The organism is Streptomyces cyaneofuscatus, from assembly GCF_000718135.1.
In the GTDB taxonomy this organism is placed as follows: domain Bacteria; phylum Actinomycetota; class Actinomycetes; order Streptomycetales; family Streptomycetaceae; genus Streptomyces; species Streptomyces cyaneofuscatus.
The window spans coordinates 151,927-165,821 of sequence record NZ_JOEM01000010.1 but is presented as its reverse complement, the minus strand read 5'-3'; the positions used below and the strand labels follow the sequence as shown (position 1 = coordinate 165,821).

15 protein-coding genes are annotated in these 13,895 nt (G+C 71.7%); 8 read left to right on the top strand and 7 right to left on the bottom strand.

Translation table 11 applies throughout. The features are described from left to right. Positions 1 to 74: 74 nt before the first annotated feature. Entirely contained in the window at positions 75 to 749 is a 675-nt protein-coding gene (locus tag IF17_RS0119020; RefSeq protein ID WP_030567491.1) for a TetR/AcrR family transcriptional regulator, read from the top strand. 10 nt (positions 750 to 759) lie between these two features. Here the strand turns inward: IF17_RS0119020 and def are convergent, their stop codons facing one another. Continuing rightward, a complete protein-coding gene (gene def / locus IF17_RS0119015; protein WP_030567489.1) occupies positions 760 to 1,305 on the bottom strand; it encodes a peptide deformylase in 546 nt (181 codons plus the stop codon). 114 nt (positions 1,306 to 1,419) lie between these two features. Here def and IF17_RS0119010 point away from each other — a divergent pair, with 114 nt between their 5' ends. The 7 genes from IF17_RS0119010 (at position 1,420) to IF17_RS0118980 (ending at position 7,897) form a co-directional block, all read left to right on the top strand. Next, positions 1,420 to 2,658: a Mur ligase family protein gene (locus tag IF17_RS0119010; RefSeq protein ID WP_018516054.1), complete on the top strand. Its 1,239-nt coding sequence runs from the start codon at positions 1,420 to 1,422 to the stop codon at positions 2,656 to 2,658. Between the two features lie 34 nt (positions 2,659 to 2,692). Next, positions 2,693 to 3,421, top strand: coding sequence for a type 1 glutamine amidotransferase (locus IF17_RS0119005; RefSeq protein ID WP_030567487.1), 729 nt, complete (start codon positions 2,693 to 2,695; stop codon positions 3,419 to 3,421). A 143-nt stretch (positions 3,422 to 3,564) separates the two neighbouring features. Next, positions 3,565 to 4,590 carry a 6-phosphofructokinase gene (locus IF17_RS0119000; RefSeq protein ID WP_018516056.1) on the top strand — a complete coding sequence of 342 codons (1,026 nt, stop codon included), beginning with the start codon at positions 3,565 to 3,567 and terminating at the stop codon, positions 4,588 to 4,590. A gap of 111 nt (positions 4,591 to 4,701) precedes the next feature. Continuing rightward, the gene (locus IF17_RS0118995; protein ID WP_030567485.1) at positions 4,702 to 5,649 is read left to right on the top strand and encodes a cytochrome c oxidase assembly protein; all 948 of its coding nucleotides are present in this window, start codon (positions 4,702 to 4,704) and stop codon (positions 5,647 to 5,649) included. 66 nt (positions 5,650 to 5,715) lie between these two features. Then, a complete protein-coding gene (locus IF17_RS1000000139290) occupies positions 5,716 to 5,874 on the top strand; it encodes a hypothetical protein (protein ID WP_032772232.1) in 159 nt (52 codons plus the stop codon). 188 nt (positions 5,875 to 6,062) lie between these two features. Beyond that, positions 6,063 to 6,779: a lysophospholipid acyltransferase family protein gene (locus IF17_RS0118985; protein WP_030567483.1), complete on the top strand. Its 717-nt coding sequence runs from the start codon at positions 6,063 to 6,065 to the stop codon at positions 6,777 to 6,779. An 86-nt stretch (positions 6,780 to 6,865) separates the two neighbouring features. After that, positions 6,866 to 7,897 (top strand): NAD-dependent epimerase/dehydratase family protein, encoded by a 1,032-nt coding sequence (locus tag IF17_RS0118980; RefSeq protein ID WP_030567481.1) that lies wholly within the window; start codon positions 6,866 to 6,868, stop codon positions 7,895 to 7,897. A 39-nt stretch (positions 7,898 to 7,936) separates the two neighbouring features. Here the strand turns inward: IF17_RS0118980 and IF17_RS0118975 are convergent, their stop codons facing one another. The 6 genes from IF17_RS0118975 to IF17_RS0118950 all read right to left on the bottom strand — a co-directional run bounded on the left by IF17_RS0118975 (position 7,937) and on the right by IF17_RS0118950 (position 13,889). Then, positions 7,937 to 9,496: an alpha/beta hydrolase gene (locus IF17_RS0118975; RefSeq protein WP_051884072.1), complete on the bottom strand. Its 1,560-nt coding sequence runs from the start codon at positions 9,494 to 9,496 to the stop codon at positions 7,937 to 7,939. 199 nt (positions 9,497 to 9,695) lie between these two features. After that, complete coding sequence (locus IF17_RS0118970) at positions 9,696 to 10,484, bottom strand: urease accessory protein UreD (protein ID WP_030567477.1); 789 nt, start codon at positions 10,482 to 10,484, stop codon at positions 9,696 to 9,698. Further along, positions 10,481 to 11,158 carry an urease accessory protein UreG gene (gene ureG / locus IF17_RS0118965; protein ID WP_030567475.1) on the bottom strand — a complete coding sequence of 226 codons (678 nt, stop codon included), beginning with the start codon at positions 11,156 to 11,158 and terminating at the stop codon, positions 10,481 to 10,483. The genes IF17_RS0118970 and ureG overlap by 4 nt, the downstream gene beginning before the upstream one ends. 23 nt (positions 11,159 to 11,181) lie before the next feature. Then, a complete protein-coding gene (locus tag IF17_RS0118960; RefSeq protein ID WP_030567473.1) occupies positions 11,182 to 11,844 on the bottom strand; it encodes an urease accessory protein UreF in 663 nt (220 codons plus the stop codon). A 19-nt stretch (positions 11,845 to 11,863) separates the two neighbouring features. Further along, a complete protein-coding gene (locus IF17_RS0118955; protein ID WP_030567471.1) occupies positions 11,864 to 13,585 on the bottom strand; it encodes an urease subunit alpha in 1,722 nt (573 codons plus the stop codon). Next, the gene (locus IF17_RS0118950) at positions 13,578 to 13,889 is read right to left on the bottom strand and encodes an urease subunit beta (protein WP_030567469.1); all 312 of its coding nucleotides are present in this window, start codon (positions 13,887 to 13,889) and stop codon (positions 13,578 to 13,580) included. The genes IF17_RS0118955 and IF17_RS0118950 overlap by 8 nt, the downstream gene beginning before the upstream one ends. Positions 13,890 to 13,895 lie beyond the last annotated feature (6 nt).

The window sequence follows — 13,895 nt, the reverse complement described above, 5'->3', positions numbered from 1 at the left end:
GCGTGGTGTTACGTTGCGCAGGCGCGAAGAAGCAGACGTGAAGAAATTGCAGGGCCAGGGGTGGGAGAGACGACATGGAGACCACACGCGGCGCCGAGCGACAGCGGACCGCGGCCGAGGCCCGCCGCCGCGAACTGCTCGAAGCGGCGGACCGGGTGGTGCTCAGGGACGGCCCGCAGGCGTCGATGAACGCGATCGCCGCCGAGGCCGGGATCACCAAGCCCATCCTCTACCGCCACTTCGGGGACAAGGGCGGCCTCTACCGCGCACTGGCCAAACGCCACACCGACGCCCTCCTCAGCGCCCTGCGCGCGGCCCTGGACGCCCCCGCCGAGCGCCGCGCCCGGGTCGAGGCCACGCTCGACACCTACCTCGCCGCGATCGAGGCCCGGCCGCAGGTCTACCGCTTCCTGATGCACCCCTCCGACGACTCCGCCACCTCCGCGGAGGCCGCCCTCTCCACCGAGCAGGGCTTCGACGTCGGCCGCCACTCCGCCCCGCTGCTGCGCCGCCTCGGCGAGGAGCTGGGCCAGGTGATCGTCGAGCGGGTGGACCTGGGCCCGGACGGCGAGCAGATGGCCCGCATCTGGGGCCACGGCATCGTCGGCATGATGCACGCGGCGGGCGACTGGTGGCTCGCCGACCGGCCCTGCTCCCGTGAGCGGCTGGTGCGCAGTCTCGCGGACCTGCTGTGGGGGCGGCTGGCGGAGGCGGGCGACCGCGACGTGAAGGGCGGCCCGGGGTTCTGACCCGTACGCCTCAGGCTTTACGGGCCCACGGCGCCCGGCGCGCCGCCCGCAGCGCCCGGGACCTCCGCAGCCCGGTCAGCCGGTCGGTGTAGACCCGGCCCTCCAGGTGGTCGCACTCGTGCTGGAGGCACCGGGCGAACCACCCCGTCCCCACGATCCGCACCGGCTCCCCCGTCATCGTGAAGCCCTCGACCACCGCGTGGTCGAAGCGTTCCGTGCCCGCTTCCAGACCCGGAAGTGACAGACAGCCCTCCGGTCCGCGTACGGTGAGTCCGTCCGCCTCGACCAGTTCGGGGTTGACGACGTGTCCCAGATGACGGACGTCGTCGTCGTCCGGGCAGTCGTAGACGAACACTTTGAGCGGGACGCCGATCTGGTTGGCGGCGAGCCCGACACCCTGCGCGGCGTACATCGTGGCGAACATGTCCTCGACCAGCCTCGCGAGCGAAGGCCCGAACTCCGTGACGTCCTCACAGGCACGGTGGAGCAACGGGTCGCCGAGCAGACTCATCTCACGGACGAGTCCGGAACTGCCGGGGATCGGGCGGTTTCGCATGGCGGCAAGCGTACGTTCCGCCGCGGCCGGTGCGTTCCCGTGGTGCCGCGGTGCGGTCGCCGCGCCGGACATCGATAGGCTGGGCGCGGACCGATGCAAGGAGGATCTAGGACGATGGCAGGCAACACGGAGCCGTTGTCGCCGCGGGCCAAACTGGCCGTGACGGCGGGCAAGGCCGCGGCGGCGGTGTCACGCGCCGCGGGGCGGGGCAGCGGATCGGTGATCGGCGGCCGGGTGGCGCTCAAACTCGACCCCGACCTGCTGGGGCGGCTGGCGCAGCACCTGGACGTGATCCTCGTGTCGGCGACGAACGGCAAGACGACGACGACCCGGCTGATCGCCGAGGCACTGGGGGCCGCCGGTCCCGTCGTGTCGAACGCGCTCGGCGCGAACATGCCCGCGGGCATCACCTCGGCGCTGGCCGGCGGCTCGGACGCGAAGTTCGGCGTGATCGAGGTCGACGAGAAGTATCTCGCCGGCGTCGCCCGCGACACCACCCCCAAGGCGATCGCGCTGCTCAACCTCTCCCGCGACCAGCTGGACCGCGCGGCGGAGACCCGGATGATGGCCGAGCACTGGCGCGAGGGCCTCTCCGGCTCCAAGGCCGTGATCATCGCCAACGCGGACGACCCGCTGGTCGTCTGGGCGGCCTCCTCCTCGCCCAACGTGGTGTGGGTGGCGGCCGGTCAGGCGTGGAAGGACGACGCCTGGTCCTGCCCGTCCTGCGGCGGTGTGATGCAGCGCCCCGGCGAGGACTGGTTCTGCGGGCAGTGCGGCTTCCGCCGCCCCGCCCCGAGCTGGGCCCTCAACGGCGACTACGTCCTGGACCCGCACGGTTCGGCCTGGCCGATCCACCTCCAGCTGCCGGGCCGCGCCAACAAGGCGAACGCCGCCAGCTCGGCCGCGGTCGCCGCCGTCTTCGGTGTGCCGCCGCAGGTCGCGCTGGAGCGGATGTACCAGGTGCAGGCGGTCGCCGGACGCTACGACGTCGTGACCTTCCAGAACCGTGAGCTGCGCCTGCTGCTGGCGAAGAACCCGGCCGGCTGGCTGGAGACGTTCTCGCTGATCGACCCGCCGCCGACGCCGGTGATCCTCTCCGTCAACGCCCGCGGCGCGGACGGCACGGACACCTCCTGGCTCTGGGACGTCGACTACACCCAGCTCGCCGGCCACCCGATCTTCGTGCTCGGCGACCGCAAGCTGGACCTCGCGGTCCGGCTCGAAGTCGCCGGTCTCGACTTCCGGGTCTGCGAGAACCTCGACGAGGCCGTGCAGTACGCCCCGCCCGGCCGTATCGAGGTCATCGCCAACTACACCGCCTTCCAGGATCTGCGCCGTCGTGTCGGCAACTGACCCCGGCCCCGGCCACCTCCGGAGAGGACGAAGCATGAGCAACAACGGTCTGCGTCTGGTCTGGGTCTACCCCGACCTGCTCAGCACCTACGGCGACCAGGGCAACGCCCTGGTCGTGGAGCGGCGGGCCCGGCAGCGCGGTCTGGACGTGCAGCGCGTCGACGTGCGCAGCGACCAGCCGGTGCCGACGTCCGGTGACATCTATCTGATCGGCGGCGGCGAGGACCGGCCCCAGCGCCTCGCGGCGGAGCGGCTGCGCCGCGACGGCGGGCTGAGCCGGGCCGCGTCCAACGGCGCGATCATCTTCTCGGTCTGCGCGGGGTACCAGATCCTCGGCCACGAGTTCATCAACGACCTCGGTGAGCGTGAGCAGGGTCTCGGCCTCCTCGACGTGGTCTCGACCCGCGGCGAGGGCGCCCGGTGCGTCGGCGACGTCCTGGCGGACATCGACCCGCACCTCGGTCTGGAGGCGCTGACCGGGTTCGAGAACCACCAGGGCGTCACCCATCTCGGCCCGACGGCACGGCCGTTCGCCCGGGTGCGGTTCGGCCGGGGCAACGGCACGGGGGACGGCACGGAGGGCGCGTACAACGACACGGTCTTCGGGACGTACATGCACGGCCCCGTGATGGCCCGCAACCCGCAGATCGCCGACCATCTGCTGAAGCTGGCGCTCGACGTGAACGCGCTGCCGCCCACGGACGACCGCTGGTACGAGGCGCTGCGCGCGGAGCGGATCGCCTCGGCGACACAGCCCGCCTGATGAGGGGTTTTCCGCTCGGTTGAGCGGAGTCCAGCAGGCGGACGCACGGTTCGGTCCCGCCACCCTGCGCCGGTAGGGTGGCGGGGATCCAACCGGACGACGTGGTCCGGTCGTCGACTTAACGTTGCAAAGGTTTCCGGGCCATGCGCATTGGCGTACTCACCTCCGGCGGCGACTGCCCCGGCCTCAACGCCGTCATCCGTTCCGTCGTGCACCGCGCGGTGGTGGACCACGGCGACGAGGTCATCGGCTTCCACGACGGGTGGAAGGGCCTGCTGGAGGCCGACTACCGCAAGCTCGACCTCGACGCGGTGGGCGGCATCCTGGCCCGCGGCGGCACGATCCTCGGCTCCTCCCGGGTCCAGCCCGCACATCTGCGGGACGGGGTGGAGCGGGCCCGCGGCCATGTCGCCGACCTCGGCCTCGACGCCATCATCCCGATCGGCGGCGAGGGCACGCTGAAGGCGGCCAACCTCCTCTCCGAGGCGGGGCTGCCCATCGTCGGCGTCCCCAAGACCATCGACAACGACATCGCCTCCACCGACGTCACCTTCGGCTTCGACACCGCCGTCGGTGTCGCGACCGAGGCGCTGGACCGGCTGAAGACCACCGCCGAATCGCACCAGCGGGTGCTGATCGTCGAGGTCATGGGCCGTCACACCGGCTGGATCGCGCTGCACTCCGGGATGGCGGCCGGCGCCCACGCCATCGTGGTGCCCGAGCGCCCCTTCGACATAGACGAGCTGACCGAGCTGGTCGGCAAGCGCTTCTCGGCGGGCAAGAAGTTCGCCATCGTGGTGGTCGCCGAGGGCGCCAAGCCCCGTGAGGGCTCCATGCAGTTCGAGCAGGGCGTCAAGGACATCTACGGTCACGAGCGGTTCGCCGGGGTGGCCACGCAGCTCTCCGGGGAGCTGGAGCAGCGGCTCGGCAAGGAGGCCCGCCCGGTCATCCTCGGCCACGTCCAGCGCGGCGGCACGCCGACCGCGTACGACCGGGTTCTGGCGACCCGGTTCGGCTGGCACGCGGTGGAGGCGGCGCACCGGGGCGAGTTCGGGATGCTGACCGCGCTGCGCGGCACCGACATCGTGATGGTCCCGCTGGCGGAGGCGGTCGAGACGCTGAAGACGGTCCCGGCCGAGCGGTACGCCGAAGCGGAGTGCGTACTTTAGTTCGCCCCTCCTCCAGAACTGCCCCCGGCCGCGAGCGCGGCCGGGGGCAGTTCTACGCTGTACCGGACAACCGGCACGAAACGGGGACGTGTCCCCATCGGGAGTGAACAGATGGATCACAGCGGGCACGGCATGAACATGGATCTGCCGCCGTTCACGCTGGGACGGGGGCTGGAGCTCTCACCCGACCCGTTCTTCCTCACCGGCTGCGTCCTGGCGCTCGCCCTGTACGGGTACGGGGTGGCGCGGCTGCGTCGGCGCGGGGACGGCTGGCCGGTCAACCGGATCGTCTTCTTCACCGTGGGCGTGCTGAGCGTCGCCCTGGTGATGTGCACCAAGCTCAACGACTACGGCATGGTCATGTTTAGCGTGCACATGGTGCAGCACATGGTGATCAGCATGCTGTCGCCGATCCTGCTTCTCCTGGGCGCCCCGGTGACGCTGGCGCTGCGCGCGCTGCCGCCCGCCGCCCGCGGCCGGACCGGGCCGCGCGAGCTGCTCCTGATGCTGCTGCACAGCCGGTACATGAAGATCATCACGCATCCGGCGTTCACGATCCCGCTCTTCATCGCGAGCCTGTACGCGCTGTACTTCACGCCGGTCTTCGACTTCCTGATGAGCTCCAAGCCCGGCCACATCGGGATGATGGTGCACTTCCTCGCCGTCGGCCTGGTCTTCTTCTGGCCGATCATGGGCGTCGACCCCGGCCCGCACCGGCCCGGCTATGTGATGCGGATGCTGGAGCTGTTCGCCGGGATGCCGTTCCACGCGTTCTTCGGGATCGCGCTGATGATGGCGACCACCCCGATGGTCAAGACGTACGAGAATCCGCCCGCATCCCTCGGCATCGACGCCCTCAGCGACCAGAACTGGGCGGGCGGCATCGCGTGGGCGTTCAGCGAGATCCCGTCCGTGCTGGTGCTGATCGCGCTGGTGTACCAGTGGTACCACTCCGAGCAGCGGGCGGCGAAGCGCTCGGACCGGGCCGCCGACCGCGACGGGGACAAGGAGCTGGAGGCGTACAACGCCTATCTCGCGTCATTGCAGGCGCGACAGTAGCGCCCGGGGTGTCATCGGGGTGACCATGGGGTGAACGGCCGCGCGGCCGACGAGGAGGGTACGCGCATGTCCGGATCGACGAAAACCATGGGATATCTGACCATCGGGGCGCTGGTCACGGTGACGGCCTACACGGTGGCGCTGGGCAGCAGTGGCTGGCTCTGGTTCGGCTGGATCGTGCTGGGGCTCTGCACCCTCGGCATGCTGGCCACCCAGGACACCTGACCGTCACGGCGGACACGCCTGACGGGCCCGGTGGCGGGTACGAGGCGGTTGACCGGTTCGCTACGGTCGCACGGTGATGCCGGGGACCTACACTGACGTCCCCGGCACGACCATGACCTGGTAGTACGCAGCGACCTGGCAGAACGCAGCCCTGACGCCGGCCCGGCAGAGCGAGGTGCACCCACAAGGTGTTTTATTACATCCTGAAATATGTCGTGCTGGGGCCCGTGCTGCGGGTGCTGTTCCGCCCTCGGATCGAGGGTCTGGAGAACATCCCGGAGGACGGCGCGGCGATCGTCGCGGGCAACCATCTCTCCTTCTCCGACCACTTCCTCATGCCCGCCATCCTCAAGCGGCGCATCACCTTCCTCGCGAAGGCCGAGTACTTCACCGGCCCGGGGATCAAGGGCAAGCTCACCGCCACGTTCTTCCGCAGCGCGGGTCAGATCCCGGTGGACCGCTCGGGCAAGGACGCGGGCCAGGCGGCGATCCGCGAGGGCCTGGGGGTGCTGAGCAAGGGCGAGCTGCTGGGGATCTACCCCGAGGGCACCCGCTCGCACGACGGCCGGCTCTACAAGGGCAAGGTCGGGGTGGCGGTCATGGCGCTCACCGCAGGGGTGCCGGTGATCCCGTGCGCCATGCTCGGCACGTTCGAGATCCAGCCGCCCGGCCAGAAACTCCCCAAGATCAAGCAGGTCGCGATCCGGTTCGGTGAGCCGCTGGACTTCTCGCGCTACGCGGGTATGGAGAACCAGAAGGCCGCGATCCGGGCCGTGACGGACGAGATCATGTACGCGATCCTCGAACTCTCCGGCCAGGAGTACGTCGACGAGTACGCGGCGAAGGTGAAGTCCGCCGAGCAGGAGGCCGCGCCGCCGAGGAAGTTCCCCAAGCTGCGACGCTGACGGCAAATTCGCCGACGGCAGAGCGGGCTGGTCCGGCGCGGACCGCTCCCCCTAGCGTCGTCACCATGAACCAGGGACACGCGTGGGTGCTGGGAGCGACGGGACAGATCGGGCGGGCGGCGGTGGGTGCGCTCGCCGGGGACGGCTGGGAGGTGACCGCCGTCTCGCGGGGTGGCGGCCGGGATGAGCGATGGGGCCACGGAGTCCGGGCCCTGGCGCTCGACCGGGACGAGGAAGGGGCGCTGGAGAAGGCGCTCGGCGAGGGCTGTGACGTCCTGGTCGACATGGTGGCGTTCGGCGGGGCTCACGCACGGCAGTTGGCCTCGCTCGCCGGGCGGGTCGGTTCGGCGGTCGTCATCTCCAGCGGTGCGGTGTACGAGGACGAGCGCGGGCGCAGCTTCGACACCCAGGCCGAACCCGACGGCTTCCCCCGCTACCCCGTGCCGCTGCCGGAGACCCAGCGCACGGTGGAGCCGGGCGACACGACGTACGGGACCCGCAAGGTGCTGCTGGAGTGTGAGCTGCTGGCGTCGGGCGACGCGCTGCCGGTGACGCTGCTGCGGGCGGGCGCGGTCCACGGCCCGTACTGCCGCACACCGCGCGAGCTGTACTTCGTGAAGCGGCTGCTGGACGGGCGCCGGCGGCGGGTGCTCGCGTACGGCGGCGAGAGCCGCTTCCACCCGGTCCATGTGTCCAACATGGCGGAGCTGATCCGGCTGGCCGCCCGAAAGCCGGGATCACGCGTGCTGAACGCGGCGGACCCGCAGGCACCCACGGTCGCCGAGATCGGGGCGGCGGTCGATGCGGTGCTCGGCCGGGAGACGGAGACGGTGCTGATCGACGGTGCGGCGCCCGAGGGGGGTGTGGGCGATACGCCGTGGAGCGGGGCGCATCCCGTGGTGTACGACATGGCGGCGGCGGAGCGGGAGCTCGGGTACCGGCCGGTGACGGGGTACGTGGAGTCGCTGCCGGCGACCGTCGAGTGGCTCGCCGGGGAGCTGGCGGGGCGGGACTGGCGGGAGGCGTTCTTGAAGATGGCGCGGAACTACGGGGAGGCGCTCTTCGACTATGCGGCGGAGGACGCGTGGCTGGAGGCGTACGACCGGGGCCGCCGCTGAGGATGCGGCGGGGCCCCGGTCGTACGCCTCACACGTGCCCTACGGCTTCGGCGTGGCGTGCGGCGTGCACGTCACATCGCGCCGGTCGGTCTTTCCGGTGAGCAGGTAGGTGTCCACCCGCTCGTTGACGCAGGGGTTGACCAGCCCGGTGACGCCGTGGGACCCGGCGTCCTTCTCGGTGATGAGCCGCGAGCCCTTGAACCGCTGGTGCAGCTCGACGGCGCCCTCGTACGGGGTGGCGGCGTCCCGCGTGGCCTGCACGATGAGGACCGGCGGCAGGCCCTTGCCGGTCTTCACGTTCAGCGGGGTCTGCTGCTTGACCGGCCAGGTGGCGCAGGGCAGGTTCATCCAGGCGTTGGCCCACGTCATGAACGGGTACTTCTTGTGCAGCCGGGTGTTGTCCCGGTCCCAGGTGCGCCAGCTGGTGGGCCACTTGGCGTCCGCGCACTCGACGGCGCTGTAGACGGCGTTGCCGTTCTCGGCCGCCGCGTTGCCCTTGAGGTCGTCCATGTCGGGGGCGGCGGCGTCGATCAGCGCCTGGGTGTCACCGGCCCGGTAGGCGCTCCAGGTCTTGGCGGTGGGCGCCCAGGCGGAGTCGTAGTACGGGGCGCTCTGGAAGAAGCCGATGAGCTCGGCGGGTCCGACGACACCGCCGATGGGCTTCTTCTTGGCGGCGGCGCGGAGCTTCAGCCACTCCTGCTCGACCTCCTCCGGGGTGTCGCCGATGCCGTAGACGGAGTCGTGCTGGGCGACCCACGCCTTCCAGTCGTCCCAGCGCATCTGGAAGGCGATGTCCTGGTTCAGGTTCGCCCGGTACCAGATGCTCTCCCGCGAGGGGTTGACCACGCTGTCGACGACCATGCGCCGTACGTGGGTGGGGAAGAGCGTGCCGTAGACGGCGCCCAGGTAGGTGCCGTAGGAGACGCCGAGGAAGTTGAGCTTCTTCTCCCCCAGCGCGGCCCGGATGACATCGAGGTCACGGGCGGTGTTGGGGGTGGTCATGTGCGGCAGCATCCAGCCGCTGCGCTCGCCGCACCCCTCGGCGTACTCGCGGGCGAGCTTGCGCTGCGCGCGCTTGTCGGCCTCGCTGTCGGGGACCGGGTCCGCCTTGGGCGCCTTGACGAACTCCTGCGGGTCGACACAGGAGATGGGCGCCGAGCGGCCCACCCCGCGCGGGTCGAAGCCGACGAAGTCGTACGCCTTCGCGGTCTTCGTCCAGAGCGGGTTCTTGGAGGTGACGCGGGTGGGGAAGCGCATCCCCGAACCGCCGGGCCCGCCCGGGTTGTAGATGAGGGCGCCCTGGCGCTCGCCCTGGGTGCCGGTGCTGACGTGCCGGTCGACGGCGAGCTTGATCTTCTTGCCGTTCGGCTTCGCGTAGTCGAGCGGTACGCTCACCCAGCCGCACTGGATGGGGGCGGCCAGGCCCCAGTCCTCCGGACAGCCCTTCCAGTCGATCCCGGCCTGCGCCGCCCGCTCGGCGGCGATCTGGACGCCGAGCGCCTCGGAGCCCGCCCGGTCGTGGTGGTGGCTGTCGGCGGATACCGGTATCGCTTCCGCGGCGGGCGCGGTGATCGCTCCCGCGACGAGCGCGCCCGCCATCAGCGCGCCGGCCGCGCCGAGCACTGCTGTACGTCCCACGTGGAACCTCCCCCATCGTCGTCCGATGCGCCGCCGGTGGCGGCGTGGTCTCCATCGGAGCGTTCCGGGGATCCTTTCGTCTGTGGGGTTCCTGGGGCCAGGGCGTACACCTGTTTCTTTACCGAACCCATAACCGGTGAAGGAAGTCCGCTGAGCGGACTCAGCTGTTGCCGGTGTCCGCTTTGAGGCCGTCGAGCAGCTCGTGCAGCGCCCCGTCCAGGATCTCGCGCAGCAGGCGGGCGTCGGCGGCCACCGCTGTGACCAGGACGGCGGGACCGGCGAGCGGGGTGAGCGCGGCGGTGGGGCCGAGGAGGCGGGCGGGGAGCGGGGCGTCCTCGAAGGACGGGTCGGCCAGGAAAAGTTGGCCGACCGCGCGGTGGCCGCCGAGGACGGCGGGGCCGTCCCAGCCGCCGGGGGCGCCTGGTCCGTAGGCGAGTTGCTGGTCCAGGAGCGGGCGGCCCGCGCGGTGGACGGTGAGGCGGGTGGTGAGGGCGCCGGTGGGTTCGCCGTGGCGGCCGAGGATCTGTTCCTCGCGCAGCAACAGCCGTGCGGTGGGCGCGAGTTCGATCCGGGTGGTCTGGTGCAGGTCGCTGCCGTGGGAGGAGACGAGCTGTTCGGGGAGCCAGTACAGGGTGGCCCCCTCCCCCACGTTCACGTGGATGGCGTACGTGGAGGAGCCGGTGTCCGTCGAAGGGCCCGGGAGCGCGACCGTGGCCGCCGCCGCGTCGACGGTGAGGCGGGCGCCGTCGGCGGCCTCGGCCTCGATGGCGAGACGGTCGCCGTTGAGCGGGGCGCTCATGGCGCCGACGACGGTGACCCGGGCGTGTTCCGGGAGCGGTGAGCGGGTGCGGCGGAGGGCCAGCGGGCCGGCGGATTCCAGGAGCGGCAGGGCGGTGGAGCCCCTGCCGTCGGGTTCGGCGCGGAGGCGGGCGGTGGCGCGGACGCTCATGCGGTCCAGGCGGCGAGCTGCACCCGCACCCAGTCGGCGACCGGCCCGACCCCCTCGGCGGAGGTCAACGAGGTGAAGAGGACGGGGAGTTCGCCGCGCTGCTCCTTGGCGTCCCGGGCCATCCGCTGGAGGTCGGAGCCGACGTGGGGGGCGAGGTCGGTCTTGTTGATGACGAGGAGGTCGGCGGTGGTGACGCCGGGGCCGCCCTTGCGCGGGATGTCGTCGCCGCCCGCCACGTCGATGACGAAGACCTGGGCGTCGACGAGCCCCTTGGAGAAGGTGGCGGTGAGGTTGTCGCCGCCGGACTCCACCAGGATCAGATCGAGTGGTCCCACCGCCTCCTCCAGGTCCTCGACGGCTTCGAGATTGGCGGAGATGTCGTCGCGGATCGCGGTGTGCGGGCAGGCGCCGGTCTCCACGCCCTGGATCCGCTCGGGCGGCAGGACGGCGTTGCGGAGGAGGAACTCGGCGTCCTCCCGCGTGTAGATGTCGTTGGTGACGACGGCGATGGAGAGCCGGTCGCGCAGCTCGCGGCAGAGGGCGGCGACGGTGGCCGTCTTGCCGGAGCCGACGGGGCCGCCGAGGCCGATGCGCAGGGCGCGCCGGGTGCCGTCGGGGCGGGTGGCGTCGGCGCTGACGGCGGCGGGGCCGTCGTGGGTGTGGCCGAGGTGCATGGGGACTCCGGTGGTGGTCGGGATTACGAGGCGAAGAGGCGGACCGGCCAGGCGGCGTGCGCCTCGGCGGTGATGTCGAGGAGCGGGGCGGAGGCGGCGGGCAGGGCGTCGATGCCGTGCCGGGCGGCCTCGGCAGCCTGGGCGGCCACCTCGTCCAGCTCGGGGGCGAGGCGGGCGAGTACGGCGGTGGCGTGGAAGGGGTCGAGGGAGAGCAGCCGCACCACGGCGGTGGCCGGTCCGCTGACCGTCTCGTACGCCACACAGTGCGCGGCGTCCTCGGGCCCGAGCCCCGCCGTCCTGGCGGTGAGGCCGAGGACGACGGGCTGGTGGGCGCCGCGTGGCCGGGCGGTGGCGAGCGCGTCGAGTTCGGGGCTCGGCCAGGTGGCGCGGGCGGCCCGCATCATCTGCCTCCCCAGCTTGCGGGCCGTGGCCCGCAGGGCGGGTGAGGGCGTACGGGCGTCGGCGGCCTCGTCCAGGGCGAGCGGGTCGAGGCCGTGGGCGGCGGCCGCCGCGAGGGCTGCGGCCGTAAGCCCGGCGGTGTGCAGGCGGCCCCGGCAGAAGGCGGCGAGGTCGTCGGCGTCGCGGATGCGCCCCTGGGTGACGGCCGGTTCGGCCCCGCCGGAGTGGGCGTGGCCGCCGGCGGGGAACCGGCCGTCGGCGAGGACGAGCAGGGCTGCGCGTGACATGGCTGGTGGTCCGCCCGGCTCAGAAGAGGAAGTAGCGCTGGGCCATGGGCAGTTCCGCCGCCGGGGCGGGTTCGACCGGTTCGCCGTCGATGGTGACGGCGAAGCTGTCGGGGTCGACGTGGACGTGCGGCATGGCGTCGTTCTCCCGCATGTCCGCCTTGGTGACCCCTCGGGTGCTGGTGATGGCCCTGAACTCCTTGTCGAGGCCGCGCCGTTCGGGCAGTCCGTCCTCGATCGCCGTTTCGGTGACGAAGTTGAAGGAACCGCGTGCGGCGGCCCGGCCCAGTGCGCCGAACATCGGCCGGGGCAGGACCGGTTGGGGCGTCGGGATGGAGGCGTTGGCGTCGCCCATCTGCGCGTACGCGATCTGGCCGCCCTTGATGACGATCTGCGGCTTCACGCCGAAGAACGCCGGGTCCCAGAGCACGAGGTCGGCGAGCTTGCCGCTCTCCACCGAGCCGATCTCCCGGTCGAGGCCCTGGGCGACGGCCGGGTTGATGGTGTATTTGGCGACATAGCGACGGACCCGGTGGTTGTCGGCGGCCCCGTCCCCGGGGAGCGCGCCGCGCCGCACCTTCATGACGTGGGCGGTCTGCCAGGTCCGCAGGATCACCTCACCGATGCGGCCCATCGCCTGCGAGTCCGAGGAGATGATCGAGATGGCGCCGAGGTCGTGCAGGATGTCCTCGGCCGCGATGGTGGAGGGCCGGATCCGGGACTCCGCGAAGGCAAGGTCCTCGGGGACGGCCGGGTTGAGGTGGTGGCAGACCATCAGCATGTCGAGGTGTTCCTCGATGGTGTTGACGGTGTGCGGCCGGGTCGGGTTGGTCGAGCTCGGCAGGACGTACGGCTCGGAGACCACGGTGATGATGTCGGGCGCGTGCCCGCCGCCCGCGCCCTCGGTGTGGTACGCGTGGATGGAGCGCCCGGCGATGGCGGCGAGGGTGTCCGCGACGAACCCGGCCTCGTTGAGGGTGTCGGTGTGGATGGCGAGCTGGGCGCCGGTCTCCTCGCAGACGGTGAGGCAGGCGTCGATCGCGGCCGGGGTGGCGCCCCAGTCCTCATGGATCTTGAATCCCAGCGCACCACCGCGCAGTTGGGAGTACATGGCGTTGCGGGAGGTCGTGTTGCCCTTGCCGAGCAGCCCGATGTTGACCGGGAAGGTCTCCAGCGCCTCGAACATCCGGGCCAGATGCCAGGGGCCGGGGGTGATGGTGGTGGCCTTGGTGCCCTCGGCGGGTCCGGTGCCGCCGCCGACGAGGGTGGTGATGCCGCTGGAGAGCGCCTGGTCGACCAGGGTCGGTGAGATGAAGTGGACGTGCGCGTCGACCGCTCCGGCCGTGACGAACTTGCCGTTGCCCGCGATGATCTCGGTCTCCGGGCCGATCACCAGGTCGGGGTGGACCCCGTCCATGGTGTCCGGGTTCCCGGCCTTGCCGATGCCGGTGATCCGGCCGTCGCGGATGCCGATGTCGGCCTTGACGATGCCCCAGTGGTCGATCACGACCGCCCCGGTGATGACGGTGTCGGGTGCGCCCTCGGCCCGGGTGGTGCGGGCCTGGCCCATGGACTCGCGGATCACCTTGCCGCCGCCGAAGACCGCCTCGTCGCCCGCGTGTCCGGGGCCGGCCGAGCGGTCCTCCTCGATCTCGACGAAGAGGTCGGTGTCGGCGAGGCGGATGCGGTCGCCGGCGGTGGGTCCGAAGAGGTCCGCGTACACGGCCCTGTTGAGGTCAGGCATCGAGGGCACCTCCACTCTCGCCGCGCAGGCCGGGGACGATGCGGCGGCCGGCGAGGGGGACGAGCTCGACGTCGACGGGGATGCCGGGTTCGAAGCGGACCGCCGTCCCTGCCGCGATGTGCAGCCGGAGCCCGTGGGCGGCCTGGCGGTCGAAGCGCAGCCCGGGGTTGGCCTCGGCGAAGTGGTAGTGGGAGCCGACCTGGACGGGGCGGTCGGCGGCGTTGAGGACGGTGAGGCGGGTGACGGGACGCCCCTCGTTGAGGGCGATGCCCCCGTCCCCGTACAGGATCTCTCCGGGAATCATCGGCGC

What these genes read in the sequence shown, in the direction of transcription:
- ureG (WP_030567475.1), bottom strand. Translation starts at nt 11,158, where the DNA reads ATGCACCTCGGCCACACCCACGACGGCCCCGCCGCCGTCAGCGCCGAC.
- def (WP_030567489.1), bottom strand. Translation starts at nt 1,305, where the DNA reads ATGCGAAACCGCCCGATCCCCGGCAGTTCCGGACTCGTCCGTGAGATG.
- IF17_RS0118955 (WP_030567471.1), bottom strand. Translation starts at nt 13,585, where the DNA reads ATGCCTGACCTCAACAGGGCCGTGTACGCGGACCTCTTCGGACCCACC.
- IF17_RS0119020 (WP_030567491.1), top strand. Translation starts at nt 75, where the DNA reads ATGGAGACCACACGCGGCGCCGAGCGACAGCGGACCGCGGCCGAGGCC.
- IF17_RS0118960 (WP_030567473.1), bottom strand. Translation starts at nt 11,844, where the DNA reads ATGTCACGCGCAGCCCTGCTCGTCCTCGCCGACGGCCGGTTCCCCGCC.
- IF17_RS0119000 (WP_018516056.1), top strand. Translation starts at nt 3,565, where the DNA reads ATGCGCATTGGCGTACTCACCTCCGGCGGCGACTGCCCCGGCCTCAAC.
- IF17_RS0118970 (WP_030567477.1), bottom strand. Translation starts at nt 10,484, where the DNA reads ATGAGCGTCCGCGCCACCGCCCGCCTCCGCGCCGAACCCGACGGCAGG.
- IF17_RS1000000139290 (WP_032772232.1), top strand. Translation starts at nt 5,716, where the DNA reads ATGTCCGGATCGACGAAAACCATGGGATATCTGACCATCGGGGCGCTG.
- IF17_RS0119010 (WP_018516054.1), top strand. Translation starts at nt 1,420, where the DNA reads ATGGCAGGCAACACGGAGCCGTTGTCGCCGCGGGCCAAACTGGCCGTG.
- IF17_RS0118975 (WP_051884072.1), bottom strand. Translation starts at nt 9,496, where the DNA reads ATGGCGGGCGCGCTCGTCGCGGGAGCGATCACCGCGCCCGCCGCGGAA.
- IF17_RS0118950 (WP_030567469.1), bottom strand. Translation starts at nt 13,889, where the DNA reads ATGATTCCCGGAGAGATCCTGTACGGGGACGGGGGCATCGCCCTCAAC.
- IF17_RS0119005 (WP_030567487.1), top strand. Translation starts at nt 2,693, where the DNA reads ATGAGCAACAACGGTCTGCGTCTGGTCTGGGTCTACCCCGACCTGCTC.
- IF17_RS0118995 (WP_030567485.1), top strand. Translation starts at nt 4,702, where the DNA reads ATGGATCACAGCGGGCACGGCATGAACATGGATCTGCCGCCGTTCACG.